This is a genomic window from Microcoleus sp. Pol17C6, assembly GCF_036701145.1.
Lineage (GTDB): Bacteria > Cyanobacteriota > Cyanobacteriia > Cyanobacteriales > Microcoleaceae > Microcoleus.
In genome coordinates this window covers 1-26,204 of sequence record NZ_JAUBQH010000079.1, presented here as the reverse complement: position 1 = coordinate 26,204, position 26,204 = coordinate 1, and the positions used below count along the sequence as shown (strand labels likewise).

Sequence of the window (26,204 nt, the reverse complement as noted above, 5' to 3'; positions counted from 1 at the left end):
GGAGTCTGGGCCGTGTCTCAGTCCCAGTGTGGCTGATCGTCCTCTCAGACCAGCTACCGATCGTCGCCTTGGTGGGCTTTTACTCCGCCAACTAGCTAATCGGACGCGAGCTCATCTTCAGGCTATAAATATTTTCCCTTTCGGTACATCGGGGCTTAGCAGTCGTTTCCAACTGTTGTCTCCGTCCTGAAGGCAGATTCTCACGCGTTACTCACCCGTCCGCCACTAAGTATTTCTACTCCGTTCGACTTGCATGTGTTAAGCAGACCGCCAGCGTTCATCCTGAGCCAGGATCAAACTCTCCGTGTTGTTGAGTTCTTTTAAGGCTCGTCAAGTTCTTTCCACTCAGCTCTGAAGCTGGTTTTTTTCCCTTGACTTTTTTCTCGTTGTTTGTGATATTGAGTATTAGCTTTCGCCTTGACTCTCTATCTTAATTTTTTTGACGAGGTTAATAGTGCTTTAAGCTTTCAAACTATTCTTTTTTCTAGGTTCAGCGCCTTGGGGGGCATCGCTTCAAGCTGCCCTTTTTTCGACGTTTATCAACTATAGCGTTCTTACTCTGGTGGTGTTAGTAGAGGGAACCGAATCTTTTTGTAGTAATTTCTCTACTTGCCTATTTCTACTAGCTGCAATAGGGGATTGAGTTCAAGCGGATAGAGCGGTCAATCTAATTTAGCAATGAAGACTGTGTGGAGGCGACATCGAGGAAAGGTTTGGAATCGCCGAATCTTCGGGCCGCTTCGTTGCAGGTGCAGCTTCGTTTAAGTTTTTTAAGAAGTTTGGTATTTGGCATGGATGTGGCTGATTCTGTTGTCAAAGTCCCTATCTGACTCCTTGCCTGAAGAAATTCTCGACTGGGGACGAGCAATTTTAGATTTTAGATTTTGGATTTTAGATTTTAGATTTTAGATTGACAGTCGCGCATCAAGAGCATCGAATGACGATCGCTTTCTTTCCCAAGGCAGAAGCCCTCACCCTTGGATTTGTTGTTACAATTCTCGTAGCGAAGCGGGGCGTAAGCCATCGTGTGGAGCAGGTGCATCTACAAAACCGGCTCAAAGGAGAATTGACAGACAATGTGGCTTAAATTTGGTGTTGCTCTCAGTGGCGAACTGACGGGCATTGATGAAGTTGCGCGCGGAAAAACGAATCTCGCTTGTCTCTACTGCGGAGGCTCCCTCACAGCGAAAAAGGGGTCAGTGAAAGAGTACCACTTCGCGCACACCGAGGAAACTTGCAAGCCCGTGTCACAGCGGATTAAAGCCAAAGCGTTTCCCTCGCTGCCGCTCTACGAGCATTTCAACATCGAACTCAAGGGTGAGGAACTGTGCGATTCGTTGAAACGTGAATCACGGTAATCAGTCCGTACATAACGTTTCCAGCCACAAGGCTGAACTCTCGGTCTGATAAGGGTGTAAGTCCCTTCTACCAGACTCAGGTATGACTCCTTATCTGCCCACACCGACCAAGCTCGATTCTTGGAGAGTGAAGCTGGGAACAGGACGCAATCAGACATCTTGTGTGGGGTGACACTGGCGTTAATGGGGAGTTCCAACGGTGAAACAGAGCCTAGAAAAGTAACTTACACCCAAGCGGGACACAGACCATTAATCCCGACTTTACTGGAGTTCATTCCCGCCGAATTTTAGTTCCAATATCGGCAAGAGTCCAGGGAATCCAGAAGTTAAATTGGCTCCACCTAAAGGAACAATCAATCTAACCGAGGGAACGAAGAAAAACGAACTGAGGGTCAAGGGGAAGTCGAACTCTTTCGTAGGCTAGACGAGCAGCGGAATTCCCTTAGTTCGGGTAGGACAGACCGTAATTGGTCTGAGGTGTTCAGAGAACATAAGTTGGAGCAGAGTATGATTAGACACGGCAGCAATGTTAGTGAATCTTGGAAAACGTTACCTTGGAAGAAATTCCGAAGGGACTTATTCCGCCTACAAAAACGAGTGTTTAAAGCGATTCAGGTTGGAGACAAGCAGAAAGCGAAGTCCCTTCAAAAGCTAATTCTGAAATCTCGGGCTGCAAGAATGTTGGCGATACGTCAAGTAACTCAACTAAACGCTGGCAAAAAGACTGCGGGAATAGATGGGAAAGCCTCACTCACATTTGAGGAAAGGTTTGCCCTGAGTGAAGAACTCAGAGCCAAAAGTAACAACTGGAAACATCAGAAGTTACGTTCAATACCAATCCCTAAAAAGGATGGGAGTACCCGCCTCCTTAAGATACCAACTATCGCCGATAGAGCGTGGCAATGCCTCGCAAAATACGCGCTAGAGCCAGCACACGAAGCAACCTTTCACGCTCGCAGTTATGGATTCAGAACAGGGAGGTCAGCGCAGGACGCCCAGAAATTCCTCTTTCTAAATCTAAACTCAAAAGCCCACGGAATAGAAAAACGAGTTATCGAACTCGATATCGAAAAATGCTTCGACAGGATAAGCACGCGCGAGCATAATGGAACGACTCATCGCCCCAAAAGGCATTAAGACCGGAATATTCCGCTGTCTAAAATCAGGAGTCAATCCAGAATTTCCTGAACAAGGAACCCCACAAGGGGGCGTGGTAAGTCCACTACTAGCCAATATTGCTCTCAATGGGATTGAGGAAATACATCAATCAGTCCGTTACGCGGACGATATGGTAATAATTCTGAAACCTAAAGATGATGCGGAGGCGATACTTGATAAAGTCAGCGAATTTCTGGCAGAACGAGGGATGAAGGTTAGTGAAAAGAAAACCAAGCTAACGGCTACGACAGATGGATTTGACTTCCTCGGTTGGCATTTCAAAGTGCTTTCGCAACGGGAAATTTAGATGCGTTCCATCAGCGGACAATTTTAAAGCATTCCGTCAGAAGGTAAAACACATCGTTAACAACTCGAATTATGGTGCTACGGTCAAAGCTGAGAAATTAGCCCCTGTAGTTAGAGGCTGGAGAAATTACCATCGCTACTGTAAGTTGGAAGGGTCACGGTTATCACTGTGGTTTATCCAAAATAGAGCCTTCAAGGTATTCAATAAGGAATCGAAACAATCTCGCGATACCAGCAAAAAACTGCTGGATAAAGCATTTCCGACGGTTCCGTACTCCGAAAACAAATTTGTCAATGTCAAAGGAGAGAAATCACCCTACGACGGAGATATAGCCTACTGGAGTGAGCGTAACAGCAAGCTCTATAACGGCGAAACCTCTAAAGCTGTAAAACGGCAAAACCATAAATGTGGAAAATGTGGCTTAAAAATGCTAGGCGATGAAAAGGTACATCTGCATCATGTAGATGGTTGCCATAGTAATTGGAAAATAAACAATCTTCTAGCGGTTCACGAAAGCTGCCACGATTATATCCACATGAGCAAAGGCGAAAGCCAAGAACATCGGGAGCCGGATGCGGTGAAAATCGCACGTCCGGATCGTGCGGTTCGTTTCTATGAAACTAGCCTGTATGGGTTAGGGGATTAGAGCCTTTACGCCGCCTTGGGTGCAAGCCCTAAAAGATAGTAAAGGTAACTTCAGTTGAGTGTGAGTGCGTCAAACTCAAATTTGACAAGTCTTACCCGCTAGGAATGGCGTGATGCCAAAACTGCCCACATGGATAGAGAACAAACTCTAAAAATGAAGCTGGGGACAGAACGAGAATAACAAACCTGAGATGGGAGCAACTCGTATAGGTAAGTAGTCAAGGTTAAACATTAGTTGAACTCTCGGAAAAAGCGTCTGAGCGTGAACGACCGAAATCAAGGTCGAACAACGACACAACATAACACTTCAAGTGTGAAAATACCCGCATTATTTTGAACTGGATAAATGCAATTCTGGGAAATCGTGGGCGAAATGAGAGAACATAAAACTACAAAATAACTCAACAGAGGAACGAATAAAACTGCTCTTTCAACCTTCAATTTTAGAAGATTAACTTTTCAAATTGTGGACTCCTTAAATAAGGGTTAGCGGGTAGAGTTGGTAAGATGTACTCAAAAATTCAAGAAATAAGGACTCTTGGAAAACTGGGTACGGTTTACATAGAAAATGTTCATTCAGGCGTAGAGAATGTTATGGCAACGGAGTTAAATCCAGTTGATAAATGGAAATCAATTCCTTGGCGCAAGCTGCGGAAAATTGTGTTTCGCCTACAAGTGAGAATATTCAAGGCTCAGAAGAACGGTAACGTGTTCCTAGTGCGTAAGCTTCAGAAACTTTTATTAAGCTCCAGAGCAGCGAAATTGCTTGCTGTTCGGCAAGTGACACAGTTAAATACTGGACGGAAAACCGCAGGGGTGGATGGAAAGAAAGCCCTCGAACCCTCACAAAGACTGGCACTATTTGAAGTGTTAGTTAAGAACTGGAAGCAATGGAAACATCAGCCCCTAAAGCGAGTGTACATCCCCAAAGTAGACGGAACTAAAAGAGGACTAGGAATCCCGACCATTAGCGACAGAGCATATCAATGTCTCATCAAATATGCCTTGGAACCAGTAGCAGAAGCTACGTTCAACGCTCATTCTTATGGGTTTAGACCTAGCAGAAGCTGCCATGATATTCAGAGACAATTATTCAATAATCTAAACTCTAGCAGTAATGGGTTAGAAAAAAGAATTTTGGAATTGGATATTGAAAAATGTTTCGACAAGATTGACCACAAATTCTTAATGCAATCAGTCCAACTACCAAAGGCAGCAAAACCAGGGATATTTCGGGCAATAAAAGCTGGAGTCAGAGGAGAATTTCCTTCATCAGAATCCGGTACGCCCCAAGGTGGAGTTTTCAGCCCATTACTAGCAAATATAGTCCTTCACGGATTAGAGAATGTTGGTCATGAGGTCAGATTAAAAATCAGAAATGGTGGCAGATATATAGACACTATTACTGGATTTCGTTATGCGGATGACGTTGTGTTTATTCTGAAACCAGAAGACGACCCTGAACCCCTCCGAGGACACATTGATAAATTCTTGGAAACAAGAGGATTAAAAGTTAAAGAAGCCAAAACCAAAGTCGTACATAGTACAGATGGTTTCGACTTCCTTGGGTGGAACTTCTCAGTTAAACCCAATGGTAAATTCATTTCAACACCAAGTCAAAAAGCTACAATTAGCATTAAGGCAAAAGTTAAATAAGTGATAAAAGATAGTCGTTTCACTCTCGAACATCGAATCAACAAGTGTGGTTCGGTGGTAAGAGGGTGGAGAAATTACCATAGATTCTGCGATCTGAGTCAACACAACCTGTGGTCACTGCGCTATTGGTTATGGAAATTCATTCGGAAACAAGGAAGATACAACCGTTATCAAACCAATAAGGTTATAAAAAGAGCAATTCCTGCGGTTAGTTGGTCAGCCTGCAAGTTTGTCATTGTCAAGGGAGATAAATCACCCTATGATGGCGATTTTGTTTACTGGTCAAAACGAGAGAATGCTCACTACGATGGGATAACGGCACGACTTCTCAAGAAACAGAATCACAAATGTACAGAATGTAATCTATCGTTCATGTCAGGTGATATTGCAGAATTACACCATATCGACGGCAACCATGACAATTGGAAACCTATAAATTTGGAAGTTCTACATCGTGAATGTCACCAGCATCAGACCGTTCACGGTCAGGTGAGAGTCCGAACAGCGGGTTAAACCCGACTTATTAGGTGTCAGACTAGGAGCCGGATGCAGTGAAAGCTGCACGTCCGCGTTCTGAAGGAGAGGTGTCCCGTGGTAACACAGGCATCGACTCTAATTTAGGGGAGGGGAGAGCGGTGACGCTCAAACCTTACCCGACTATCCCCCCTCGACTCAATCCGTTTCCCGATGTCAAGCTTATTCTGACTGATTTGTATGAGATGGAACCCAAAGTGCTGAGCGAGATTGAGGTGGACGTACTCAATTGCGAGCAATCAGATTTTGCTGCCAATCAATCAACCTAGGCGAACGCACGGGCTTTGCAAACCTGTCCCGTTAATTGAGTTAAGGGATTGTTCCGGCTGCTCGTCCTACCAAATCAACAAAATCTGTCATTGTTCGCTCGAAGCGAGCGACATTCTCAAAGCGTGATTTTTGCGTTGTGTTTAAGGCGAGCGGGGCATAATGTAGGGTTAGACCCCTCGCTGTACCCCGATCGCTTTGAAGAAGATTTAGAGCCAAAAAAAGAGAGTGGATTGCGACGCGGAGCCCAGCACCAAATCCATAGCTGGGCAGAACAAGAGGCGCAGCGTGACACGCCCGTAGTTGTGGTATCTGGGTTAGAAAGCGTTTAATCACCGCATTGGGCAACCGACGTTCGTATTTTGTGTTTCCGTTCGTCAAGGTTGTGCTACGGGATTTGTATGGGATGGAGCCAAAAGTTTTGAGTAAGGCAGTTTCGCGGGGAAAATTAAGTATTATCAATACGAGAGCGTGCTTGCTACAAATCATCCGCACCGCACCCAATCAAGGCATAGATTGCGCCGTTTGACAAAAGCGGCTCGCATTACTTGGAGGCTCGCGCCGCCTTGATAAGTAGCCCAACAAAGGTTGTTGCAAGCAGCCACTACCTTCACAGTAGGTCAAACGATCAATTTTGTCGTTTCAATTCTACCTAGATAATCAGGACAACAAATTCAATGGCAAAAAAAGCAAAAAAGCTCTGGCTTTCTTCTTCTCCAAAACAGTCTAAACCTACAGTGCCTGATACTGAGAAACAATTAATCGAACAAAAATGTAATGAGTTAATTCAAACAGAATTTAAGCCCAAATATATCGACTCTCCACCCACAGACCATGATTTCAACTATCGAACGGATATCTTTGGCAAGTGGTATCGCAACTATTTTTACTTCTGCTCAACTTATAATTGTCCGAGTCCGAGGGCGATTTCCCCGTCTTTTGAGTCTCGCTCCGCCCGCCTAGAATATGTTGGGCCAGATTGTTTTAATGCGGCCTACATGAGACATACGGGGCAATGGTGGGAAATTCTGCATGGTTTGTCTTTAGAAGAATGTTTATCCGAAATTAGAAACAATCCCCTGTTACATCCTTAATCGTTGCTCTAATTGGCAATCGTTCTTTTAATTATCGAATTGGCTCTCCTGACGGAGTATTTTGTGTTTCCCAAGGTCAAGCCAATTCTGAATGATTTGTACAGGATGGAACCCAAATTGCTGTCTGCTGTTGAGTTGGATGGAAAAGGCTCTTGGGAGAGAAAATGATGTGAGTTAAAATCGAGATGTCAACGAATTAGATAAGTGCCATCGCACTTACAAACATAATTGATTGCAATACAGTTACCAGTATTAATTCAGTAACAATCGCTAAAAAAGTTAGGTAATTATGAACCTTTTCACTCCTAAACCAAAAGTATACTCGTGTACAGACCCAATAATTTACTACATAAAGCACCCGTTCTGATTATACAATAGGCATATAATGTTCGCTAGAAAAAAGTCAAGCTAATCGCTCACTGAAAACGTGTTAATACTTTGTTGAAAGGTGGGCAGGCGCTCTTCAAATTCCTCAGCACTGGTAGAGAATACAACAATCCAGATATTGCTCCCCTGCTTAATGGTGTACATTATCTGTTTGACAGTTACACCCGAAATTGTGGCTTCTGTCACGATCTGACCTGCCTGATAGCGGTCAAGCGTCACCTGCTTCCGCTCCACTACGCGATATTCGCTGGGTAATTGTTTGGTAAGTACATCCAAGTATGTATCTGTTGTCACTGTAGCTCCAACTGGCTCTGCTGCAAGAGCGAGATTACTCAGAACACCTGATTTACTAACCTTCGAGTCAAAAGCCCAGATGACGAATGCGGATGGATTCTGCTTGAGATACTGAGCTATCTGCTGATAGTAGGGCCCCAAAGATTCCAGCTTCTGAACCACCACGTCCAGATATTGGCTGAGATCTCCGCCGCTATAACTCTCGGGTAACTGCAATTGTGCACCGCGTCCCTCAAATTTTTTCCAACCAGGGATGGTGGTTTGTGTGGCGGCAAACGGACTTGATGTTTGTTGAGAGGTTTGTGGCTGCTTGCAGCCTATGACTAGGCTTGGTAGCAACAGACAGAGTACCAGCAAAAAGTTTTTCTTATTCATGGAATTAAGGTTTATACTCCAACTTGGTATCACTCATGATTGTACGTCTGAACGCTACTGGGTATGAGATTTGATATATTGTTGGTACTTCGGCGAATGTAACTTTAAGACTTCTCTTTGTGATTAATTTCATCTAAATAACCAGCAGATTGATTTATCTTGTACTTGGACACAGGTCACGGTCAGTTGGCGGTTTATGGCGCGCTTGTAACTCTCTTCTTCAGAAATCCGCTGTAAGGTGGTGGGATGGCGGAAATATACCGCACCGCAGACACCATCTATGCTCGTGCTATCCTCGGCACAAGGTCTTTCTCCGCGCCCAAGAATCCCCACGTCATTTTTGTTTGCACGCCATCTTCCCAGCGCAAAGTCCTTCCTCCGCCTCCAGCCCAAGAAACCGACTCATAGATACAAGTTTGTTTAAGTTCTACCAGGTCTCGGCGACGCAACCAACAGGAAACAGATGCTCCCTCAATTCTGCCGGAGCGTGCAGGTATGACAACAATGCCCAGTGCTAGAATCGGTAGGAAAGCAGACAAAGTTTTCAAGTTTTTATTCACGGTTAATATATTCGGAAATAAGGGAAGTGTCAGGGTTAGCAAGTTCTATTGTCACCATAACCAATCTATTACCAAACTTGTTGCAGATCGCCACCAATACGCCAATTGTTGGAGAAACCGAACCAAACCAAACACCAAACCATGCCCCCAATCTCGAAGAGTGCGGTCGCTACACTTTATATGCACGCAAGCCCAGCTCCCATTGCACCGGCCTGCCTAACTAATTATTTCGCGTTTCCTTTCGGTCAAGGTCGTGCTGTGGGATTTGTACGAGATGACACCCAAAGTGCGAGCGTAATGTTGAGTTGGATGCGATGGGCGATCGGGATGGAAGATGATGTGAGTCAAAATTGAGAGAGCAGCGGGTTAGATAAATGCTCAGGAGGCGCCGCCACCGCTCCCAAGTACAACCATTGACTCTTACGCAGTTTAGAGAAGCGCTTTGGTTTCTTACTACATGGTTGAACAGCGACACATAACCTCTTAGGCGATCGCGCTTTTAAGAGTGGGATTAGGCGAGATCCCTCATAGAGCGATGGCTATGGGAAAGCAGCGATTGCCCGCAAAAGTCCTTACGGTGCTGTACATCACCCGCACTTCGTTTTTGGTACGGTTGGCAACCCCGGCGATACTTCCCCCGACGCTCACACGCCAGCAGAGTTCGCTCGGCAAGGTCATCATGGCGTTGCCACAGCATTTTCGGTTTCTAGGAATAGATTTGTACGGTTTTCTTTACTGCCGATTCCTCTGAGTGTTTCGCAATAATTCGGGCAAATACGACTAACAAAGTGTGGTTCTCCTGACTGTTCCTCCCATTTATAAAACGGCATCATAATAACTGTAAGCAATGAGCTTCAACCCAAACAAACTTATAAAGCATTACCAATCTTTGAGGTGACAGATTATGTTGATGCGTTACTGGCAACCATTCACAGAAATTGAAACCATCCGCGAGCAACTCGATAAAGTATTTGACCAACGGACAGCAACGAGAGATAACTCAGAAGCCGCTTGGATGCCAGCTCTGGAATTGGCTGATGCTGGGGACAATTTCGTATTAAAAGCGCAACTGCCTGGAATTGACCCCAAAGACATTGACGTTCAAGTCACCCGCGAAGCAATTTCTATTTCTGGCGAACGCCGCTACGAAAACACAGAAGAAAAACCCCGCTACGTCCGCTCAGAATTCCGCTACGGCAAATTCCACCGGACGCTTCCCTTGCCCGCACCAATTCAAAACGACTCTGTGCAAGCTGAATACAAAGATGGCATTCTAACGCTAACTCTGCCCAAAGTAACTGAAGCTCGCAATAAAGTCGTCAAGATTAACTTAGCCGAAATTGCTGGAGCTTCAACAAATCCCGCTTTGGAACAGGCTAACCAATAACGATGGGGTAAGCGTGTTTAGTGGTGAACTCAGTACGCAGAAAGCTGTGCTTAATTGAGTGAGGCAAATTTTCCTTTCATTGAGCCTGATTGGATTTACTTAGCAACAACGAAACTGGAAAAGCTGATACCGGGAGCGATCATTGCTCTCGGTATTCTTTATTTGGGAAAGCCGAGCGAAAAGTTAGCTACAAATGCCGTGAACTGACGCTGATTCCAGTTAGTCTGTCAAAATATTTCACGCTTGTCGGCACCAATTTCATTGAGTCTGCTCTCGCGGAGAGAGCATTGGCGATCGCCGGACATCACCGACTCATATGAGCTAAAGTAGCACAGGTAGACAGACCCTGCCAGCTCAAGCGCGATAGTTAAAGCGTCTCAACCAGGTGATACATCAATTCGGAAAGCAGTCGCCCGATTTGATGTGAGTAAAACGTCTGTCCAACAACTGATAATTTTCTACTTTCCCAATTCCTCAATAGATAATTAGCCGATGAATATCCATAGCCTCTTGAGCCAAACCGAACTCCAACGGGTGAGTGATGGAGCCGTTTTACCCATCTTGAGCGGTTGCGAATCCTCTATGAGGCAATTGGTGGTGCTTTTGCCACAATTGGGAGATTTCGACAGCCTTGAATATGCTTGGTGGTTGCGGCGGGACGCTCAACGGCTTGAAGCAGAAGGGATAGCAATCCGAGCTGTGGGAATTGGCTCACTCTCCTCGGGTCAGCGATTCTGTGGCTATACAGGATTTCCGACCGACTGTTTGTTTGTAGATCCGAGTGCCCAACTGCACCAAAAACTTGACCTGTATCCAGGTTTATCGTTAAAACTACCCGGTTTATCGGCTGCTATCAATGCTTACCTCAATCTATTGTTCATGTGTTCCGGAATTGGTAGCCCTGGCACTCTGGCAGAAGTATGGAGAGGATATCGAGGCGACGCAAGAGCACCTCAATTAATTGGTGATGATGAAATTATCCAGGCTTTTCCTCTTCCACCCCTCAAAGGCTCTACTTTCCGGTGGGCCGGTGGCAAAGGTTTCCAGCGTCCATTTGAATTGGCAACTTTGCGACTGCGGAATATGGGAGAAGTGCTGAGTAATTGGAAAACCTATGTTCCAAATGCTGCTTATCTCACTCAACGAGGCGCAACTTTCTTGTTTAATGCTCAGGGAGATTTAATTTACGAGCATCGAGATCGCGCCATCCTTGGTTTCGCTGCTGATATGAGCAATCCCCTGGCATTTCTATCAGAAATCGTGGCTGATGGAGACTCATTAGGGCAGGGCGATATGCACTAATTACCGCCCTTATGGCGTGGGGCTGGCAGGAGGTAAGAGCGGTCGATAGCGAATGGGCATGGGCTTACGGATAGGGGGATTCATGCGACTGTACTCAATCCCATCATTGCTGCTGGCAATTTCTTGCTTACCATATTCATCCTGTTCCAGCAGCTCCCAACTCTGCACCTCTCCTTTCCAATTAAACTCTACCCAACCATGTCGCCCCGGTTCTTCCCGCCCTTGTCCGTCAACTAGCAAATGCACAATGTAAAGTTGATTGGTGGGCTCACTACCACCAAGAAACCAGTTATCGTCAATCTCCGCCTTGACGTTAGCTTCATCCAATTGAATGCCAACTTGTGAAAACGTAGCCATCGCCATTTGCCTTAAAGTTGCCTGATCCATCCCTTTTGCCTCCTGATTGAGAGATGCCGTGAGCAGCCACTGAGGCTGTGAACTTCCTCACCCCTAACATTACTAAAAACCCAAACCAAAACCCCAACCCGCCCCGCCCTGCCCTTGCCTCCCCGAATGCGAGATTTTTTAGGCCTAGATGAGGCGGTATTCTGAGTAATGGCAACAAAATATCTCGCCATACTAGAGAGAGATGAGCGTTTACAATTATTATGCCTAAACCAAAGAGGTATCCCGATAATTGGTCTGAGATTGCGCTATCAATCAAGGAAAATGCGGGGTGGCGCTGCGCTAAGTGCCGCCAACAGTGCCTCAGACCCGGTAAACAAAGCGGTTTAACTAAATCCGAACGGTGTGCTTTGACTTTGGCGGTGCACCACCGCAATCGAATACCAGAGGACAACCGTCTCGAAAACTTAATCGCCCTGTGTACCGCGTGTCACCTTTCGTACCACAATAGGGGTCAGTCTAACGTATCTCCAGGGCAGTTATCTCTGTTCCCTGATGATGATATTGATTGGGATATCATCGATTCTTCTGGGGAATAGGGACGGGACAATTTATCGACTGTTAAGTTAAAGAATTTGTAGCTATTGCTTCTAGCAGAAACAAACCAACTTTCTTGTGCAGTCCCTGATTTTGCTGAGGACAACCAAGCTGAATCAAGCATTTAGGGCATCCGTCAGAGCATTCGCAAGTTAAGGCAAGAGACATGGCTTTAGCAGCAAATAACGGTAGCTGCTTCCCAATTTCTTCAGATGCTCCATTTCCCCCATCTGTGGTATCAAAAAGGTAAGCAACTATACCCGAATCATCTCGTTCTACTGTACAGTTCACATCGCGAGTAGATGAAAGCACGACGAGGGGAACTGCTAATTGAATTTGATGAGCCATACTGTGCAGGGCAACCATAACTGCATTGCCCCCAAACAAACCCTTTAACTCTTGAGGAATATCATTTCCATATTGAGTTCTTGCACTAGCTTTGTGGCGGTCAACTTCACCTGTAATTGCAGCAATCAGAGGCGGATTTACTTCGACTTTAACAACGGGAGCTTGGTACTGTATTTGATAGGGCGGATTGAACGAGACTGATTTAATAAGTGTATTCATTTCAATCGATTTCAAATTCCGACCACAAGACGTACATATTTTACCTTCAAGGGGCTGTTGGTGGTGGCGACATTTGACATTAGTGCAAGTTGGTCGGTATTCTATTTTACAAAGTTTGTAGCCCGTTACTTCTGATGTAATCTCGCCCCATCCCAAAGTTAACCTCAACCTTGCTTCTGGTAAGCTGGTAGGGATAATGCGGGGCTCTTCTAGGTTTTCTAAAAGTTTGATTTGCAGGTCTAAATCAGGTTCTGTAAACAAGCTGGGGTCTTCTTCAAAGGGTTGGAGGATTGCTTTGTTCTGGTCGATATCTAGGCTCTGACACCGATAAGTAACTAAACGGTTGCTTTCGTCAAAAGCCGTATAAATTGCACCGGGAAAGACTTCTCGATAGGCAATGTCGCGCGACATTTCTTCAAAGGATTCTCCCGTATTCTCATCAATTAATTCAACAGCATCTATAGCGTTGCCTCTAATATTGACTCGCCCATGAGGTTCTCCCCACCCTCGGAGCGTACTATTGGGAGATAGGAAGAGTCTATCTTGATCCAGCAGTTCCTCCGCAACGGCACCTCCCACAGCATCAAATCGGCTTTCTACTTCAACAGCAGGCAAACCGCTTTCGACGCAGCAACATTCAATGTGTTTGCTCACAATGGTGGGATAATTGGGATTAAATGCGGCGCTTTCTACTTCTCCTGATAGCAATTGGTTGGGATGCTTACCGTAATAGTAGTCTAAGGAACTTTGGGCAACTGGCAAAAAGATTACTAATCCCGGATTGATTCTCCCGGCACGTCCCAGGCGTTGACGAAAGGACATAATAGAACCGGGATATCCCTTCACCAAACAGCAATCCAATTCCGGTAAATCCAAACCCGCTTCTAGTGCTGATGTGGAAATAATTACTTTAAGTTTTCCTCTTTGCAGTTGGTTGATAATGTTTTGGCGGCGCTCGCTTTTCAACGAGCCGTAAAAAGCCGTTACTTTTTGTGCTAAATAACTATTTCCGTGTCGCGTACTTTCTTTTTGAATTAAATCAACCAGCTTCTTAACGGCTCCTCTACTATTGCAAAACACAATTCCGCTTAAGTCTTGTTGCAGCCAAGATAATACAATCTTGCAAGCATCGGAATTCGCCGTGTCGCTAGGAGCCAAACACAAAACAGTCCTTCCAGCACTCCCCGCTCCGCTACCTTCAATTAAATGCAATTGGTCGGGTTGAGACATTCTACCGCTAAATCTCATTGCCATGTCTCGGGGGTTGCCAATTGTAGCCGAAGAACAAATAAATTGGAGCTGGCTGCTGTTGCCTCCCACACTGTCTACAGCCCTACGCAAACGGCGCATTAGGTTAGTAAAATGAGCACCAAAAACGCCTGTATACGAGTGGCTTTCATCAATAACCACCCAACGCAATCGTCGCAGAAATTCTCGCCAGGGTTCCCATTGTGAGACGCGCGGAATCTTGGATAATTGATAGTGCAGCAAATCGGGACTGACCGCTAAAATATTGGGGAGATGAGGCACAAAGAGTTTCAAACGTTCGGTGTAGGGAGTATCGCCTGTCATTTGTCCAACTTTTACCCGCTGTTCTTGAGGAAAGGTTTCGACAATGCGCTGGAGTTTGCGAAACTGATCGAAAGCTAGAGCTTTTAGCGGAAAAATATAGAGCGCAGAAGTTTGGGGATTCTTCAGACAATCTTCGAGAATTGCGAGGTTGTAACACAGGGTTTTCCCCGATGCTGTGGGAGTAACAATGCTCAAATCGCAGCCCTGACGCAGGCAATTTAAGGCTTCAATTTGATGCGAATAGAGTTGGTGAATTCCCAATTCCCGAAGAGCATTTTGTAAAGCCCAGGGCAAGTCTTTGGGAATGGCGTACAAGGAACCAGAGGCGGGAGGGGTAATGCGAACAGCGCTAAGATGTGAAGCTAACTCAAGCGCGACCGCTCTAAATTTGGGTTGAGGAATAGCGGCAATTTCTGCTGCACTTACCTTACAAAAGCTAGCAGATTCTACTTCACCTGCACCCTTTTCTTCAGCTTCGGATGAGGATTCTGGTGTTTTAGATGCCTCCCCAGGGGCGATTTCACCCCTTTCAACAGCTTGCTGCCAATTTTTGTATTGAACGGGAATCGAGTATCCGGGAAACTTGACTATAAGAGTGTTGCCCACCCAAGAAATAACCGTGCCTTGTCCGTACTTGGGAGAACAGAGCTGTTGTCCGGGGTCTAGCCACTCAGGATGCTTTCGTTCGCTGTTGGGAGTTACAGCGCGGATAAGAGCAGCATAGTCAGTGGGCTCGGGGTTTGTCATGGTTTTGGGGATAACTCCAATTGCCTCATCATAAGCTTCTTCTTCCAGACTGTTAGCATTCTCTCCCGAAGAACACGGCGTCATTGACTTTTGGATTTACGCTTACTCTCAGGAATCGGCACTGGACAATTGATTTGATCCGAATCCGCTGCTATGCGTTTAATTAGCTCGCATAGCAGCGATGCAATCTCCCAGCGCTCGGTGGTTTCCATCAGGCAAAGGAAAATATTTATAATCTTTATAATAATTGCTCCAATCTCCCCTCCACTGTGCTGCCCATTCCATAAGGCATTCGGAGCGTTCTTTTAAATTGAGAATTGGCAAACCGTGCAAATTGCAGCAGTAATTTAAAATTTTGATATCAAAGGCAGGATTATAGATAACACTCGCTTATCTTTCATAACTTCCACAACAGAAGGATAAATCTCTGGAAAGATGGGTGCATTCTTTACATCTTCATCCTTTATCTCGTGAATATCTGTTACTTCTGCGGGAATAGAAGTTGCAGGTCTGACAAGTGTATTGAGCAGCGCTTCTCCCAGCGAGTTAATAACTGCAATTCCCACAATCTCTGCATTATCGAAGCCAGTAGTTTCAGTATCCAAAATCAACCATTCATCAGGAGCAAGAAGCTGTTCTCTTGCCCACTTCACCGCTCTTACCCTATCTCTTTCGACAAAACTTACTTCTCGATACCACTCTTGATAATCCCGCTTAATTTGAGCTTTGAGGCGGTTGGCAGCTAGGTTTTCCAATTGCTTTTGGGTGGGTTTTCTTTTGGGACGGCAACATTCAGGATTGTTGATATCGTAGAGGAGCACGTCGTATTTTCGCGTTGAGATAACGCCTGAAGGTTTCAGAGGCGAGAGTCCCAATTCACCCAATTGCTTTTTAGTTTTCAGATGTTCTGGTGGCTCGTTGGATTCTCCCCACCAACTGTATTTGGTTAGTTCCATATTTGATAGCCAAATATCAAAACAATATATTCCAAATATAACTCGATTGGTAGCATTTAAAAACCCACAGAACAGCTCACAAAGCAAGTGAACTCAAAAGAAAAAAACCCCAGATTGGGGGAGGTGTCGCCCGCTGCAAAACTAAACGACAATCTAATCATTTTATCAAATAAGCGTCACGACCTGCGAATTGAAACAACTAATCCCGCTTCACCGTTACTCTTCGTTCGGCTGTATGTTTTTATAACTGCTTATAATACCATGGCATACAAAGGTTAGCCGTTCTTACCTGTTACCTTCAAAATCGCTCCTTTTTAGTTAACTTTTGAGATGCCCTATTTTGATTTTATTTCCAGAAATTAATAATAAGTTAAAAGTATTAACACACTGTAGGTTTTGGTTTAAAACTTTTGATTACTTTCAGGTTCGCGTCCTTAAAAAGATGAAGAGGCGTGTCTATTGACCGCCTCATAACATCTTTGAAGAATCACCTCGGCTTCAATCAGGGAAGTACATCAATCTAGGTGTTGGTCAATTAGGGCAATCAGTTGAGCGATGGTTTTCTGTTCTTCTAAGAGCAATTCCTTAAGCTGGCGCATCTGCTCTTGGTTTGGGGGACGGTGTACCAAATCATCAACGAAGTCAAGCAAAGGGGACTTTCTAAAAGGTCTGTCCAAGGCAGCTTCATCTCGCAAGCGCTGGGTTCGCTCCAGCTTGGAGCGCTGCAATCGGTTTTTAGCCTGACGGCGCGCGATAAGCCCGTCAAGTCTTTGACATACGTTCCCAGTCTTCTTCATCTCCATATATGTCTTTCACTTGTTGTTTCAACTCGGTTATCTGCTCGGTAAGACTTGCCACCCGATCTTCAATGGCATCTGTTTTATCTTCCTGGATTTCCAGAGAAATCTCCACAGATTCGACGTATTCCGTTAACTTTTGGATTGGATCTGGTTGGGGCGTATCACCGTTAGGCGTGTCACCGTTAGGCCCGTTGCCGTTGGTCATAGTCATGCCTCGCTGGTGTCTGATAGAAGAAACTGGCGAGCGCTTTTGATACAGATAAAACTGTCGCCAGCGTCGCCGAAGTAGTTGTTACTAAGTTGTTACCAAATTTGATGCCAATTAGTTAGTTGGATTCAATGGGATTCGCTTAGTAAGAATGCTCATAAATTCACCCTCACTTGGAGCTGGCATAAGCAAACTCCACTCGCTGATATGAGCGAACTGTAGCTTGTAAAGCCAGCGAATCGTGTATGTTACCCCGTAGCTCGATCCAAAAACCATTACCCTTACCCGTTCACAGCCATCAGATTGAGCTGGCAAACTGTTCAGACCAGGAATAATCGACGGTAAAGTATCGTCTGGACTAGGCACAAAATCCAGATTTTGCGAATAAACGAATTGTGGTCTGAAACTTGGTGTCGTTGGCAGCCCAATATCAAAGTTTGTTGTCATCATTTGAGCCTCCTACTCGTTCTAGGGGATTAGTCGCGTGGAAGATGTTCCAGATATTCTGCGTGGCGTGATTAGTTCTAGGTTGGACAAGTGGCGCATCAAAAAAAACTCAAGCCACTAACGTGACTAAAAAAGAATTTTTAGATGCCATCTTCTATCAACTCAAGAATTAATCGTTCCTCCCGTCGCCCGGTGTGGGTGCTGTCGGTGCGTTGGAGTCGCTCGCTATTCGCCAGCACAATGCGCTTGCTAGTTGGTTTTGTTCGGCACGATCAAGAACTCGCACTGTGGGAAACCAAAGCTGCAAGTGGGATAAGTCGCTGTTGACAGTGCCGGAGTACGCTTGAAACGGGTCGCTCTCCAAAGAAACCAAGGTTCGCAAAGCGTACAGTTCATCCAATTTGAGTCCATCCAATCGGTTGATTAAGGATTCGATTGAATATTTTCGGAGTGCTGTGTAGGTCGCCACGGCTTGTTCCTCCAGTTGCCACCAACTCATCATGTTGGCTCGTTCGGTGGCAGACAAAATCTCGTGTTTCCGAACGCAAATGTAAACTGGGTGTCCGTCTTCCTGTATCGGGTTGTCTTGGTCATCCAACAGGCGACCGGTGACGGTTTCAGGGCGAACGTCGGTCACTTCCATGCGTCCCAGTGTGGTGGTAACGCGGGGATTGGGTATTTCTACAAAGCTTGGTTGGGCGGGTTGCGATGGCTGCCCGTAATCTGCGAACATAAGGTTGCTCCTTGGTAGCTGGTGTTATCAGCGAATGGGAGAAGTCCTGGAAAAGTGTTTGCACCACTGCACCAGGGCGTCATTCCAACACTAAAACCTGCGTTACGGTCGGTCAAGGAGTTTACCTGATAGTGTCTGGTATTACTTTACGGTGAATTACTAATGGGATTGTTTGAGGCGCTCGGCAATGATGTTGGAGAGTTCGGGATTGCTGCCCGCTGCGTCAAGGATAGAACGAAGAGAATTGGCATAAGCGAGGGTTCGTTCGTACTGTTCGGGCATTTTCTCGAAATCAATGCCACTTCCCCATTTACTCGAAATAGTCTCTGTTTGCACGGCTAGGATACGACTCAACAAGCGAACACATTCCGCTCTATAGCCTCTGGTAGCTTCCATTTGGGCATCGGCATTGAACCACAGCCTACAAAACTCGCGTGCTTTCACAGGTTTTACAAATTTATCGATTGAACGTCGTTTTATTACAAACATAATTGTCCCTAGCTCACCTTACATCTTATGGTAAACTAGGGAGAAAGAATCGTTTGAATTTACATGATAATATCATGTAACAAATGGTTAAAACTCCCGAGCGGTTTGTGAACAAAGCTGAGGCTTAGCAAAACCACAGCGTTGGCATAACTCAGGAAGCCCGCGACAACAATCAGCAAGCGTTCGAGTAAAGGTCAAACACGAGAGATAAATATGATCGAATCAGTTAAAGCCGTTCGAGCTTCCGTGCAAATAGGTTCTCTCACAGTCGATGGGTTTATGCTGTCAGATGGCAGGCAGTTACCGAATGAGCCAGAGACAAGCGGCTGAATGTGTTGGAAAACCTGAGATTAACGCCCGACGGTTTTTGGATTCAAAAGCCATCAAATCTTTACGCTTGTCAAGGTTATGCGCCCGACAGCATCGAAATTGAACCAAACTCAGATCGACGGAGCTGTCAAAGTCGGTTCAATGCCCTTCCCCTAGAAGTTGTTACGGCTTACTGGCTTACTCAAGTCGGCGAAGGAAAAAAACAGGCATTGATCTTGCTTGGTGTGGGCGCTACTGACTGAAACCTCGGACCGGCGGTTTGATGAAGCTTTCGGCATTACTCGCACCGAGACTGGACGAAACAAGCTTCTGAGCCAACGAGTTCAAGAACTCGAACAGGATATTAGTGAAACGTTTTGGGTTGAGGATGAAGCCAGAGCTAAGCATGACTATTTTGAGCGCTTACGAACGGGAAAACGGCGCCGAGCGCTCCGACGACCAACAACCAACGGAAACCAAGCCCGCAGCAGTCGCTAAAGCAAAACGGGGCTTTGCCTATAAAAGGTGATTGGGTTTCCGTAGTTCGTGTCAACCAGTCATTTCGGCGATCTAAAGTGGGGGAAGCTTGTCACAAGACCTGCGACCCAGCAAGTGTTGGATTTGGGGCGATCTGAGCCTAATATTTTTTAGATCCTTCTCTCGCACAAGAAATAATTTTTTGCGCGAACGAGTAACGCCGAAAACTCGCTCGTCTACGATCTGGGGTGGGGGAAGCTTGTCACAAGACCTGCGACCCAGCAAGTGTTGGGTTTGGGGCGATCTGAGCCTAATATTTTATTTATGCCCTTCTCTCGCACAAGAAATAATTTTTTGCGCGAAGGAGTAACGCCGAAAACTCGCTCGTTTACCGTGTTTTTGTTGAGTTTTTTTATAAAGGGCAGTTGGCTTAGTGCTAATTTTATTATTTTACCTAAGAGGCTCTTATAATCTTAGGTGGATCTGAGGTGAATTTCAGGTACAACCCCAATTAATTTAAGCAACCCATTTCCTCTGTACTTGAGCGAATATGGCTTTCAGGGGTTAGGATCTGTTAGAATTTGTTCCATTGCCGCTCGGTTATGCGAGACAAATTGTATGCTCTATGCTTAAAATCAGGTACAAACCGGAGTTTGATTAGAACCAGAAATCCTGGGCAATTGCCATAAGTATGCCACATACTTCTCCCAATCTCGTTCTGGCTTTATTAATGAAGCCTTGAAACTCTAAATCAAGCACGTATAAAAACATTGTGAGTTATTAGCAGGGAACAAAAAAAATGAATCTAATTTGCACGTACACAACGAATAAGCCCTGGCAGCATAAAGCTTCCAGGCATTATTTCCACTTGCTTTAAGCCAAAAAAATCGCTGCACCTGATGAGAGGCACAGCAAAGAATTTAAAAAATATAGTAGCTCAATCATAACACAAACTGTTGACAGTTAGAAATAAACTGCAAACAGCAAATAGCTAGCCTCTCTTCTATATCGGGTGTAGCGGGTCAACCTTCTAGGAATACCCCGCTATGTCTACCTTTTTACCAATTTCAGACAATTTTAGTCAAGAGTTAGCGATTTTAGATAATTTTAGCCAGGATTGGCTAGAAAAACTTTGCTACGACGATGTTGTGGTTCGATCGGGCGTTGCCCCCGATCTCTACCCGATAAACTTCACCCCGACGACGAGCGACGGCCTGGAAGCTTACGAATTGCTGTATCGCGATCAAGACAAGTCAACCAACAGCGATAGTAGCGGTGGCAGCAGCCTAGAAGCGGCTCGAAATCTTGCCCGGTGTATCGGCGACGCAGGATATTTTTACAAAAATAAATTCTGGCTCCTTTCCGATCTTTGTGGAGCATCGGAGGATGCCAGAAACGGAAACATCAAGGCAAAAGGAATTTTTCGACCTGCGGGCCCTGCTGCTGCTGGCTGGATTGCTAACGGCCGCTTTCGACAACTAGCAGGTGCCCCGATCGCGCTAGATGAAAAAAACAAAGAGCGTCGCTATTTTCAGCCAACTGGAAAGTCCTTAGAGTTGTTCTTCCCCGCTGTTACGGTTCGAGTCTGGCAATTAGTAGCCGAAAAAGCTGGTTTACCCATGCCAGAATTCCCTGTGGTAGGAGTTGGCGGAAAAGCATTAGGTTTCTGGGAATGGGTCGAGAGTAGCGGTTGCCCGATCGTCATCACTGAAGGCGAGAAAAAAGCAGCTTCGTTGATTAGTCGCGGTTACGCGGCGATCGGCCTACCAGGAATCACAACCGGTTATCGAGTAACCGAGCGCGGCGAAACCATAACCAAAAAAGACGGGACGCAATACCAAAAAGCAATTGCCCACGAACTGCACGAAGCGCTCAAACCTTTTGATACGAAAGGACGTATCGTATTTTTTACCTTCGACTACCGCGAGGGGAATTGTTTTGAGACCCCAGAATTCAAAGCCGCCAGCACCACATCTCGACTTTTTGCTAACGTTACCTGCAAAATTGCCCTTCTACCCGGCCCTCACAAAGCGATCGATGATTTTGCTGTGGCAGGCGGTGATGTAGATGCACTTCTATCGGGAGCTAAAGACTACCAGAAGCTAAGGATAGAGGCCCAATGGCGACGCAATCGGCAATATACTCCCGATCACGCCATTAACTCGCGCTATTTTCACGCCTCCGCACCAGCATCCGGCACAATTACCGGCATTTTAAGTGGTTTAGCGACGGGCAAGACTCAATGGCTCAAAGATATCATTGCCAGCAATCCAGAAGGCAGAATCATCGTTTTAGGGAGTCGAAACGGTCTGCTGCTACAGACAGCCGAGAAATGTGGGTTTTACCATCTCAACGCCCACAACGGTTATCAGATGTTCAAAGACCCCAACGCCAGACTCTGCCTGTGCTTTGATTCTTTGCTCAAGCTTCCTCCTGAGATTTTTGAGGGGGCAACAATAATTCTTGACGAGGCAGAAAGCGTTCTCAGGCATTTATTGATGAGTTCCACCTTGAGGCGTGATCGGGAAGCTATCAAAGAGCGATTTAGTCAGGGGTGTCAGGATGCCGATCGAATTATCTTACTAGACGGGCATCTCACCGACTATACAGTCTCAATGGTCGCGAAAATTGCCGGGAACAAGCGGGTAATCAAGCATTTGAACGAATACAAGGAAAATTGCCCGAAAACCCGCGTTTTCGAGACTGAGAGCGGGAAACCAACAGCCGCCGAAAAACAGGCTTTTATCAACCTCATAGAAAACTCCGGTTGCCCCGCAATAGCAACTGATTTTTCTGTGCCGGAAGCTGAAGCCCTTGCCATTACTCTCACAGAGAGATTCGGAAAGGGCTTGCTTATTTGTTCAAAAAATTCGACAGACCCCGATCTGGTTGAATTCCAAACTGACCCAGATGCTTGGATTGAGAAAAATAATCCGGCCTGGATTATCTATACCCCAACTCTTGAAAACGGCATTGACATCAGCATTCTCGAATGGTGTACCGACGTGTTCGGTTTGTTCTGCGGGGTTTTGGGTGTAAATTCCTTGATTCAGATGCTGCGACGCGTAAGGCATCCGCTTAATCAAATTTCCATTCTCTGCCCTGGTTTTGGGCTTCAAAACTCCGATCGCGCTTCTTACTATGCCAATCAAATCAACCTTCAAATTCAATTAAATATTGACATTGAGAAGGGATTATTAGGTGCCGAAGAATATATGGAGGAGATCAAGGCCCAACTTGAGCACCAATACTCAGACCCACTTTTTAAAGCTTATTGCCACTTTGAAGCACAGGAGAATCTAGAGAAATCTGAGCTAAGAGAATTTCTCGTGCAAGCTTTAATGGCGGATGGGTACGAAGTCGCTCGCCCATCGATCGGGATTGACGAATCAGGGAGGCACATAGAAAACAAGATTCTCTGTAAGGAAAAAGAGGCACAGGAAATTTTCGAGGCTCCTGACATATCCCTAGAGGAAGCACAGGAAATATCCCGCAGCAACAAAGCAAGCTGGCCCGAAAGATGCCAAGCGGAAAAATGCCGACTTAAGACCCAATTACCGGGGGTTGAGGATACCGAACTTTGGAATTGGCAATTTGTACACCGGGTCAGGTTTGATGACCGATCGCTCCTAACGCAACTAGAGACAGCGTGGCTCTTCAATAATCCAGAAGAAGCCGAACTGTTGCAGCGAAGCAAATGGGAGACGGGAAAGCTGGAAAGTTCGCTGTCAGACCATAGCTCCCGCTGGCTCAAGCTTAAAACTCTTAGCAAGCTTAAGCTTAGGCAATTTTTAGACCCAGATCGCACTTGGTCTGAGGAATCTCCCGAAATCCAGGAGTTTTTGAGATGGGGAAAAAATAAGGATGTCTCAAAAATATTAGGGAATCCCGGGAAGAGCGGCATCAAATACGTTAACCGACTTTTGAGACTTATCGGCGTGTCGCTAATCAGTCGGCAAACCAGGGGGGAAGATAAACAACGACTTTACACTTACCATTACCAGCCTGAAGCCACAACAAAGCTAACGAAAAAGGGCCCCATCCGAATATGCTCCTTACCCGAAAATTGGCACGAACTTTATGTTCTGACAGCGGTCAGGATGAGCCAGAAAGTCGAAGCTAAAAAGGCTGCTGCAAAAACGACTGAAACTCCCGCCCCATATGCTTTAGATGCTGTCATAGATGGTTCTGATTTTATTAATACTCAAATAGAACCATCTATGACAAAAATCACCCCAGAAAATACGACGGCGGGCGAGGTGTCGGCAGAGACGGGGCCACCGACAAGTAAAGGTAGGCTGGGATGGGTTTTGCGTTGGGGGCGGGAATGGGTGCGGGCAAGATTCCTTGCCACCACAGACGGCGCTCAGTTGCGAATGCTGATAGAGCAAGTTGGCGGCTGGACTGAAACGCTGGCATGGCCGCATCAAATCCGCTGGGAGGACGCATCATGCTAGAACCTACCCAACAGTCCCGATCGCCCGCACAGCAAGATCCCGCCACCCACGCCGAGTGCTTTAGGCTTTATCCGCGCCGCCATTACCAGCAACGATCACACAACAGCCCACCAAATCGCAGGAGTAGTCAAGAAAGTCTGCGAATCGGGCCACGCCGATCACGCAAAAATCTGGGCCGCACTTACCGAATCAGAGTAAACCCAATACCGCGAGTTACTTGCCCCGCCGCCCATCCTCCAAGATTTTGCACGGATTCTAGAGGCTAGGGCGTCGGTTCAGTATTAGGAGTTGACAAAAAAAGGAATTTATGAAATTAGCCAGTGCATGAGTTCGACTCTATGCCTGGTGTAATTGGTCGAACCTTATCCATTCGAGCAATGACATGAAGATTATGAACAACAGCGACTCGCCGTAGATCGAAGAGATTTTTCCGCAGTCCAATATAGCGAGCACGGTTCCCCTGCCAATAGCCAATATGAGCCAGAGAGTGTTCAACTGTAGTACGTTTTCTTAAGTCTATTCTACCAATAGCAGTGGATTGACGTGCTCGCAACTCTTGCATTAAGGCTTCATCAGGATGAATTGATACAGTCCGTCCTCTTTTACTATTCGTGCAACCAGACCTCAGAGGACAAATTGCACATTCATTCTGAGGAAAATGAACAGTTTTCCCCGGTTCAAATGGGATACTTACCTGATTGGGACAGCTAATTAAATGCGTATCCCAGTCAAGGAAAAAAGAATTTTTATCAAACCGTCCAGAATTTTTGACCGGCCACGCCTTGCAAAATATCTGTAATTTATCATTCCGTTGTGTCACCCAATGACTAGATAAATAAGCCCGATCGATATGTAACTCAGATAGGTGAATGTTTTGAAATTTCAAGTCACGTTCTAGGTCAATTGTAGCAGCAGATTCTGGAGTATTGGCGCGTGTCAGCGCCACCGCGCAAACTACACCACTCTCTAAATCTTTAAGAACGTGGCGTTTATATCCATCTATTTTTTTAGAGCGGCTTTTACGCCCATGCCGCATATCTGGGTCTTCAATAGAAATGCGACGATCTTTGGCGACCCCTTTACTTAAACTGGGAACGCCTTGTGAGTCGAAAGTCACATTTTGGGATTCAATGACTCGGGCAACATCCAGAGTCTCTTGGACTACTTCAAATTCATCACAATCAGACTGGCTTTGCATCCATTCTTCCACTGAATTTAAGCTACTTAGGATAATTAAGAGTGCATTTTGACGCTCTACTGGATTATCCCAGTTTAAATCTAATGCCGTTTTTAAGCTGGAACTATTCAGGATGGGTGCACCTGCTTCCAGGGCAATTTCTGCTGGCTCCCGCCCCTGCACAGCAGCTATCATGCTCACTGCTTTCCGCAAAGCATGACCCAATAGATTATATGTATCTTCGACTTTCCCGGCTCCCCATAACGGGGAGGAATTATCGGCCGCTTTCAGTTGAGATGAGCCAAATCCACCTTTTTGTTTGGCAATTTCTACGGTGCGGTCAATTAAACGTTGGTCTAGTTCTTTTTTAATTAAGCGATTTCTGAATCTCACCAAAGTGGCTTTGCTAAAAGGGGGAGTTTCACACTTTAGACAATCGAGAACTAACTGCCAACGTTGATCCATGAGCATTTCTTCAATTACTTCATCGTCAGAAATGCCTAAGTAGGCTTGCAGAATAATTGCGAGAGCAATTTGTGCAGGAGGAACGGGGCCCTGACCTACTGTGCTGTCTTTAAAAATTGTAGCAAGTTGTTCTTGAAACTCATCATTAAATATGAATGAACGGTTCAGTCGAAGAAACGTGAATAACTTGGCTCGTTTAATGCGTTTGATAATCAACGCTTCTGTTTCTGAGAGTTCAATTGGAGGATGCCATAAGGGAGGGCGCATAAGGTTTCTTCCTTCTTCCTGATTGTCAGAATTTAACAGGCTTTTCAATTCACCTATCATTTTCAGTTTGTTTTGTCAACTCCTAATACTGAACCGACGCCCTAGTGGCTGGCAGTCGCCGGGAGTGGCTGCGAGATTGATTGCGATTTGGAAAGGGCGATCGACCGCGGCGAATTAGTCGAGGCGGAATCATTCGTAACAAGTTAAGCCTGTATGGCAGTTGTCAAGGGGATTTCAGAAGATGTCTCAAAGAAATATTGGTTCAGA

The 26,204-nt window shown here is 45.7% G+C and carries 29 protein-coding genes and 1 rRNA gene; 17 read left to right on the top strand and 13 right to left on the bottom strand.

Annotated features, from left to right (window positions below):
* A 16S ribosomal RNA gene (locus QUA25_RS25995) occupies positions 1-309 on the bottom strand; the annotation flags it as partial.
* A 601-nt stretch (positions 310-910) separates the two neighbouring features.
* On the opposite strand from QUA25_RS25995, the gene QUA25_RS25990 reads away from it, so the two are divergent.
* The 10 genes from QUA25_RS25990 to QUA25_RS25945 all read left to right on the top strand — a co-directional run bounded on the left by QUA25_RS25990 (position 911) and on the right by QUA25_RS25945 (position 7,019).
* The gene (locus QUA25_RS25990; RefSeq protein WP_333042279.1) at positions 911-1,087 is read left to right on the top strand and encodes a hypothetical protein; all 177 of its coding nucleotides are present in this window, start codon (positions 911-913) and stop codon (positions 1,085-1,087) included.
* Complete coding sequence (locus QUA25_RS25985) at positions 1,077-1,358, top strand: competence protein CoiA family protein (RefSeq protein WP_333042277.1); 282 nt, start codon at positions 1,077-1,079, stop codon at positions 1,356-1,358. The genes QUA25_RS25990 and QUA25_RS25985 overlap by 11 nt, the downstream gene beginning before the upstream one ends.
* Before the next feature lie 507 nt (positions 1,359-1,865).
* Positions 1,866-2,495: a reverse transcriptase N-terminal domain-containing protein gene (locus QUA25_RS25980; protein WP_333042276.1), complete on the top strand. Its 630-nt coding sequence runs from the start codon at positions 1,866-1,868 to the stop codon at positions 2,493-2,495.
* A complete protein-coding gene (locus QUA25_RS25975) occupies positions 2,464-2,823 on the top strand; it encodes a reverse transcriptase domain-containing protein (protein ID WP_333042274.1) in 360 nt (119 codons plus the stop codon). Before QUA25_RS25980 ends, QUA25_RS25975 begins: the two co-directional genes overlap by 32 nt.
* Positions 2,768-3,469 (top strand): group II intron maturase-specific domain-containing protein, encoded by a 702-nt coding sequence (locus tag QUA25_RS25970; protein WP_333042272.1) that lies wholly within the window; start codon positions 2,768-2,770, stop codon positions 3,467-3,469. The genes QUA25_RS25975 and QUA25_RS25970 overlap by 56 nt, the downstream gene beginning before the upstream one ends.
* A 506-nt stretch (positions 3,470-3,975) precedes the next feature.
* Entirely contained in the window at positions 3,976-5,124 is a 1,149-nt protein-coding gene (locus QUA25_RS25965) for a reverse transcriptase domain-containing protein (protein WP_333042270.1), read from the top strand.
* On the top strand, positions 5,125-5,637 hold the full coding sequence (locus QUA25_RS25960) for a group II intron maturase-specific domain-containing protein (protein ID WP_333042268.1): 513 nt from the start codon (positions 5,125-5,127) through the stop codon (positions 5,635-5,637).
* Between the two features lie 38 nt (positions 5,638-5,675).
* The gene (locus QUA25_RS25955; protein WP_333042267.1) at positions 5,676-5,927 is read left to right on the top strand and encodes a hypothetical protein; all 252 of its coding nucleotides are present in this window, start codon (positions 5,676-5,678) and stop codon (positions 5,925-5,927) included.
* 90 nt (positions 5,928-6,017) lie between these two features.
* The gene (locus QUA25_RS25950; RefSeq protein WP_333042266.1) at positions 6,018-6,257 is read left to right on the top strand and encodes a hypothetical protein; all 240 of its coding nucleotides are present in this window, start codon (positions 6,018-6,020) and stop codon (positions 6,255-6,257) included.
* A gap of 345 nt (positions 6,258-6,602) precedes the next feature.
* The gene (locus QUA25_RS25945) at positions 6,603-7,019 is read left to right on the top strand and encodes a DUF3024 domain-containing protein (RefSeq protein ID WP_333042265.1); all 417 of its coding nucleotides are present in this window, start codon (positions 6,603-6,605) and stop codon (positions 7,017-7,019) included.
* A 408-nt stretch (positions 7,020-7,427) separates the two neighbouring features.
* On the opposite strand, the gene QUA25_RS25940 is transcribed toward QUA25_RS25945, so the two are convergent.
* Positions 7,428-8,075, bottom strand: a complete 648-nt coding sequence (locus QUA25_RS25940; protein WP_333042264.1) for a hypothetical protein — start codon at positions 8,073-8,075, stop codon at positions 7,428-7,430.
* A 278-nt stretch (positions 8,076-8,353) separates the two neighbouring features.
* A complete protein-coding gene (locus QUA25_RS25935) occupies positions 8,354-8,614 on the bottom strand; it encodes a hypothetical protein (protein WP_333042263.1) in 261 nt (86 codons plus the stop codon).
* A 162-nt stretch (positions 8,615-8,776) separates the two neighbouring features.
* On the opposite strand from QUA25_RS25935, the gene QUA25_RS25930 reads away from it, so the two are divergent.
* Positions 8,777-8,989: a hypothetical protein gene (locus QUA25_RS25930; RefSeq protein WP_333042262.1), complete on the top strand. Its 213-nt coding sequence runs from the start codon at positions 8,777-8,779 to the stop codon at positions 8,987-8,989.
* Between the two features lie 171 nt (positions 8,990-9,160).
* Here the strand turns inward: QUA25_RS25930 and QUA25_RS25925 are convergent, their stop codons facing one another.
* Positions 9,161-9,316: a hypothetical protein gene (locus QUA25_RS25925; RefSeq protein WP_333042260.1), complete on the bottom strand. Its 156-nt coding sequence runs from the start codon at positions 9,314-9,316 to the stop codon at positions 9,161-9,163.
* Between the two features lie 223 nt (positions 9,317-9,539).
* On the opposite strand from QUA25_RS25925, the gene QUA25_RS25920 reads away from it, so the two are divergent.
* Together QUA25_RS25920 and QUA25_RS25915 are read left to right on the top strand one after the other, a co-directional pair.
* On the top strand, positions 9,540-10,022 hold the full coding sequence (locus QUA25_RS25920; RefSeq protein WP_333042259.1) for an Hsp20/alpha crystallin family protein: 483 nt from the start codon (positions 9,540-9,542) through the stop codon (positions 10,020-10,022).
* 492 nt (positions 10,023-10,514) lie between these two features.
* Positions 10,515-11,324: a peroxiredoxin-like family protein gene (locus QUA25_RS25915; protein WP_333042258.1), complete on the top strand. Its 810-nt coding sequence runs from the start codon at positions 10,515-10,517 to the stop codon at positions 11,322-11,324.
* A 9-nt stretch (positions 11,325-11,333) separates the two neighbouring features.
* On the opposite strand, the gene QUA25_RS25910 is transcribed toward QUA25_RS25915, so the two are convergent.
* Entirely contained in the window at positions 11,334-11,711 is a 378-nt protein-coding gene (locus QUA25_RS25910; RefSeq protein WP_333042257.1) for a hypothetical protein, read from the bottom strand.
* Between the two features lie 221 nt (positions 11,712-11,932).
* On the opposite strand from QUA25_RS25910, the gene QUA25_RS25905 reads away from it, so the two are divergent.
* Complete coding sequence (locus QUA25_RS25905; protein ID WP_333042256.1) at positions 11,933-12,268, top strand: HNH endonuclease; 336 nt, start codon at positions 11,933-11,935, stop codon at positions 12,266-12,268.
* 22 nt (positions 12,269-12,290) lie between these two features.
* On the opposite strand, the gene QUA25_RS25900 is transcribed toward QUA25_RS25905, so the two are convergent.
* The 7 genes from QUA25_RS25900 to QUA25_RS25870 form a co-directional block, all read right to left on the bottom strand.
* The gene (locus QUA25_RS25900; protein ID WP_333042255.1) at positions 12,291-15,236 is read right to left on the bottom strand and encodes a DEAD/DEAH box helicase; all 2,946 of its coding nucleotides are present in this window, start codon (positions 15,234-15,236) and stop codon (positions 12,291-12,293) included.
* 263 nt (positions 15,237-15,499) lie between these two features.
* The gene (locus QUA25_RS25895) at positions 15,500-16,108 is read right to left on the bottom strand and encodes a 3'-5' exonuclease (RefSeq protein WP_333042254.1); all 609 of its coding nucleotides are present in this window, start codon (positions 16,106-16,108) and stop codon (positions 15,500-15,502) included.
* 515 nt (positions 16,109-16,623) lie between these two features.
* Complete coding sequence (locus QUA25_RS25890; RefSeq protein WP_333042253.1) at positions 16,624-16,905, bottom strand: hypothetical protein; 282 nt, start codon at positions 16,903-16,905, stop codon at positions 16,624-16,626.
* A complete protein-coding gene (locus tag QUA25_RS25885) occupies positions 16,871-17,119 on the bottom strand; it encodes a hypothetical protein (protein WP_333042252.1) in 249 nt (82 codons plus the stop codon). The genes QUA25_RS25890 and QUA25_RS25885 overlap by 35 nt, the downstream gene beginning before the upstream one ends.
* A 111-nt stretch (positions 17,120-17,230) precedes the next feature.
* Positions 17,231-17,566: a hypothetical protein gene (locus QUA25_RS25880; protein WP_333042251.1), complete on the bottom strand. Its 336-nt coding sequence runs from the start codon at positions 17,564-17,566 to the stop codon at positions 17,231-17,233.
* A 166-nt stretch (positions 17,567-17,732) separates the two neighbouring features.
* Positions 17,733-18,296, bottom strand: a complete 564-nt coding sequence (locus QUA25_RS25875; RefSeq protein ID WP_333042250.1) for a hypothetical protein — start codon at positions 18,294-18,296, stop codon at positions 17,733-17,735.
* 159 nt (positions 18,297-18,455) lie between these two features.
* Positions 18,456-18,740, bottom strand: a complete 285-nt coding sequence (locus QUA25_RS25870) for a hypothetical protein (RefSeq protein ID WP_333042248.1) — start codon at positions 18,738-18,740, stop codon at positions 18,456-18,458.
* 377 nt (positions 18,741-19,117) lie between these two features.
* Between QUA25_RS25870 and QUA25_RS25865 the strand changes: the two genes are divergently transcribed.
* The 3 genes from QUA25_RS25865 to QUA25_RS25855 all read left to right on the top strand — a co-directional run bounded on the left by QUA25_RS25865 (position 19,118) and on the right by QUA25_RS25855 (position 24,028).
* On the top strand, positions 19,118-19,357 hold the full coding sequence (locus QUA25_RS25865) for a hypothetical protein (protein ID WP_333042246.1): 240 nt from the start codon (positions 19,118-19,120) through the stop codon (positions 19,355-19,357).
* Positions 19,358-19,500: 143 nt separating this feature from the next.
* The gene (locus QUA25_RS25860) at positions 19,501-19,623 is read left to right on the top strand and encodes a hypothetical protein (protein ID WP_333042244.1); all 123 of its coding nucleotides are present in this window, start codon (positions 19,501-19,503) and stop codon (positions 19,621-19,623) included.
* 994 nt (positions 19,624-20,617) lie between these two features.
* Complete coding sequence (locus QUA25_RS25855) at positions 20,618-24,028, top strand: plasmid replication protein, CyRepA1 family (protein WP_333042242.1); 3,411 nt, start codon at positions 20,618-20,620, stop codon at positions 24,026-24,028.
* Positions 24,029-24,341: 313 nt separating this feature from the next.
* On the opposite strand, the gene QUA25_RS25850 is transcribed toward QUA25_RS25855, so the two are convergent.
* Entirely contained in the window at positions 24,342-25,937 is a 1,596-nt protein-coding gene (locus QUA25_RS25850) for an IS1182 family transposase (RefSeq protein ID WP_333042281.1), read from the bottom strand.
* Between the last annotated feature and the right edge of the window lie 267 nt (positions 25,938-26,204).

Excerpts from the sequence above, each read along its gene's own strand:
- QUA25_RS25885 (WP_333042252.1), bottom strand. The coding sequence starts at position 17,119 with ATGACTATGACCAACGGCAACGGGCCTAACGGTGACACGCCTAACGGT.
- QUA25_RS25895 (WP_333042254.1), bottom strand. The coding sequence starts at position 16,108 with ATGGAACTAACCAAATACAGTTGGTGGGGAGAATCCAACGAGCCACCA.
- QUA25_RS25915 (WP_333042258.1), top strand. The coding sequence starts at position 10,515 with ATGAATATCCATAGCCTCTTGAGCCAAACCGAACTCCAACGGGTGAGT.
- QUA25_RS25985 (WP_333042277.1), top strand. The coding sequence starts at position 1,077 with ATGTGGCTTAAATTTGGTGTTGCTCTCAGTGGCGAACTGACGGGCATT.
- QUA25_RS25910 (WP_333042257.1), bottom strand. The coding sequence starts at position 11,711 with ATGGATCAGGCAACTTTAAGGCAAATGGCGATGGCTACGTTTTCACAA.
- QUA25_RS25920 (WP_333042259.1), top strand. The coding sequence starts at position 9,540 with ATGTTGATGCGTTACTGGCAACCATTCACAGAAATTGAAACCATCCGC.
- QUA25_RS25975 (WP_333042274.1), top strand. The coding sequence starts at position 2,464 with ATGGAACGACTCATCGCCCCAAAAGGCATTAAGACCGGAATATTCCGC.
- QUA25_RS25855 (WP_333042242.1), top strand. The coding sequence starts at position 20,618 with ATGTCTACCTTTTTACCAATTTCAGACAATTTTAGTCAAGAGTTAGCG.
- QUA25_RS25925 (WP_333042260.1), bottom strand. The coding sequence starts at position 9,316 with ATGATGACCTTGCCGAGCGAACTCTGCTGGCGTGTGAGCGTCGGGGGA.
- QUA25_RS25880 (WP_333042251.1), bottom strand. The coding sequence starts at position 17,566 with ATGATGACAACAAACTTTGATATTGGGCTGCCAACGACACCAAGTTTC.
- QUA25_RS25945 (WP_333042265.1), top strand. The coding sequence starts at position 6,603 with ATGGCAAAAAAAGCAAAAAAGCTCTGGCTTTCTTCTTCTCCAAAACAG.
- QUA25_RS25875 (WP_333042250.1), bottom strand. The coding sequence starts at position 18,296 with ATGTTCGCAGATTACGGGCAGCCATCGCAACCCGCCCAACCAAGCTTT.
- QUA25_RS25905 (WP_333042256.1), top strand. The coding sequence starts at position 11,933 with ATGCCTAAACCAAAGAGGTATCCCGATAATTGGTCTGAGATTGCGCTA.
- QUA25_RS25980 (WP_333042276.1), top strand. The coding sequence starts at position 1,866 with ATGATTAGACACGGCAGCAATGTTAGTGAATCTTGGAAAACGTTACCT.
- QUA25_RS25900 (WP_333042255.1), bottom strand. The coding sequence starts at position 15,236 with ATGACGCCGTGTTCTTCGGGAGAGAATGCTAACAGTCTGGAAGAAGAA.
- QUA25_RS25940 (WP_333042264.1), bottom strand. The coding sequence starts at position 8,075 with ATGAATAAGAAAAACTTTTTGCTGGTACTCTGTCTGTTGCTACCAAGC.
- QUA25_RS25965 (WP_333042270.1), top strand. The coding sequence starts at position 3,976 with ATGTACTCAAAAATTCAAGAAATAAGGACTCTTGGAAAACTGGGTACG.
- QUA25_RS25860 (WP_333042244.1), top strand. The coding sequence starts at position 19,501 with ATGACTATTTTGAGCGCTTACGAACGGGAAAACGGCGCCGAGCGCTCC.
- QUA25_RS25970 (WP_333042272.1), top strand. The coding sequence starts at position 2,768 with ATGGATTTGACTTCCTCGGTTGGCATTTCAAAGTGCTTTCGCAACGGG.
- QUA25_RS25890 (WP_333042253.1), bottom strand. The coding sequence starts at position 16,905 with ATGAAGAAGACTGGGAACGTATGTCAAAGACTTGACGGGCTTATCGCG.
- QUA25_RS25850 (WP_333042281.1), bottom strand. The coding sequence starts at position 25,937 with ATGCGCCCTCCCTTATGGCATCCTCCAATTGAACTCTCAGAAACAGAA.
- QUA25_RS25930 (WP_333042262.1), top strand. The coding sequence starts at position 8,777 with ATGCCCCCAATCTCGAAGAGTGCGGTCGCTACACTTTATATGCACGCA.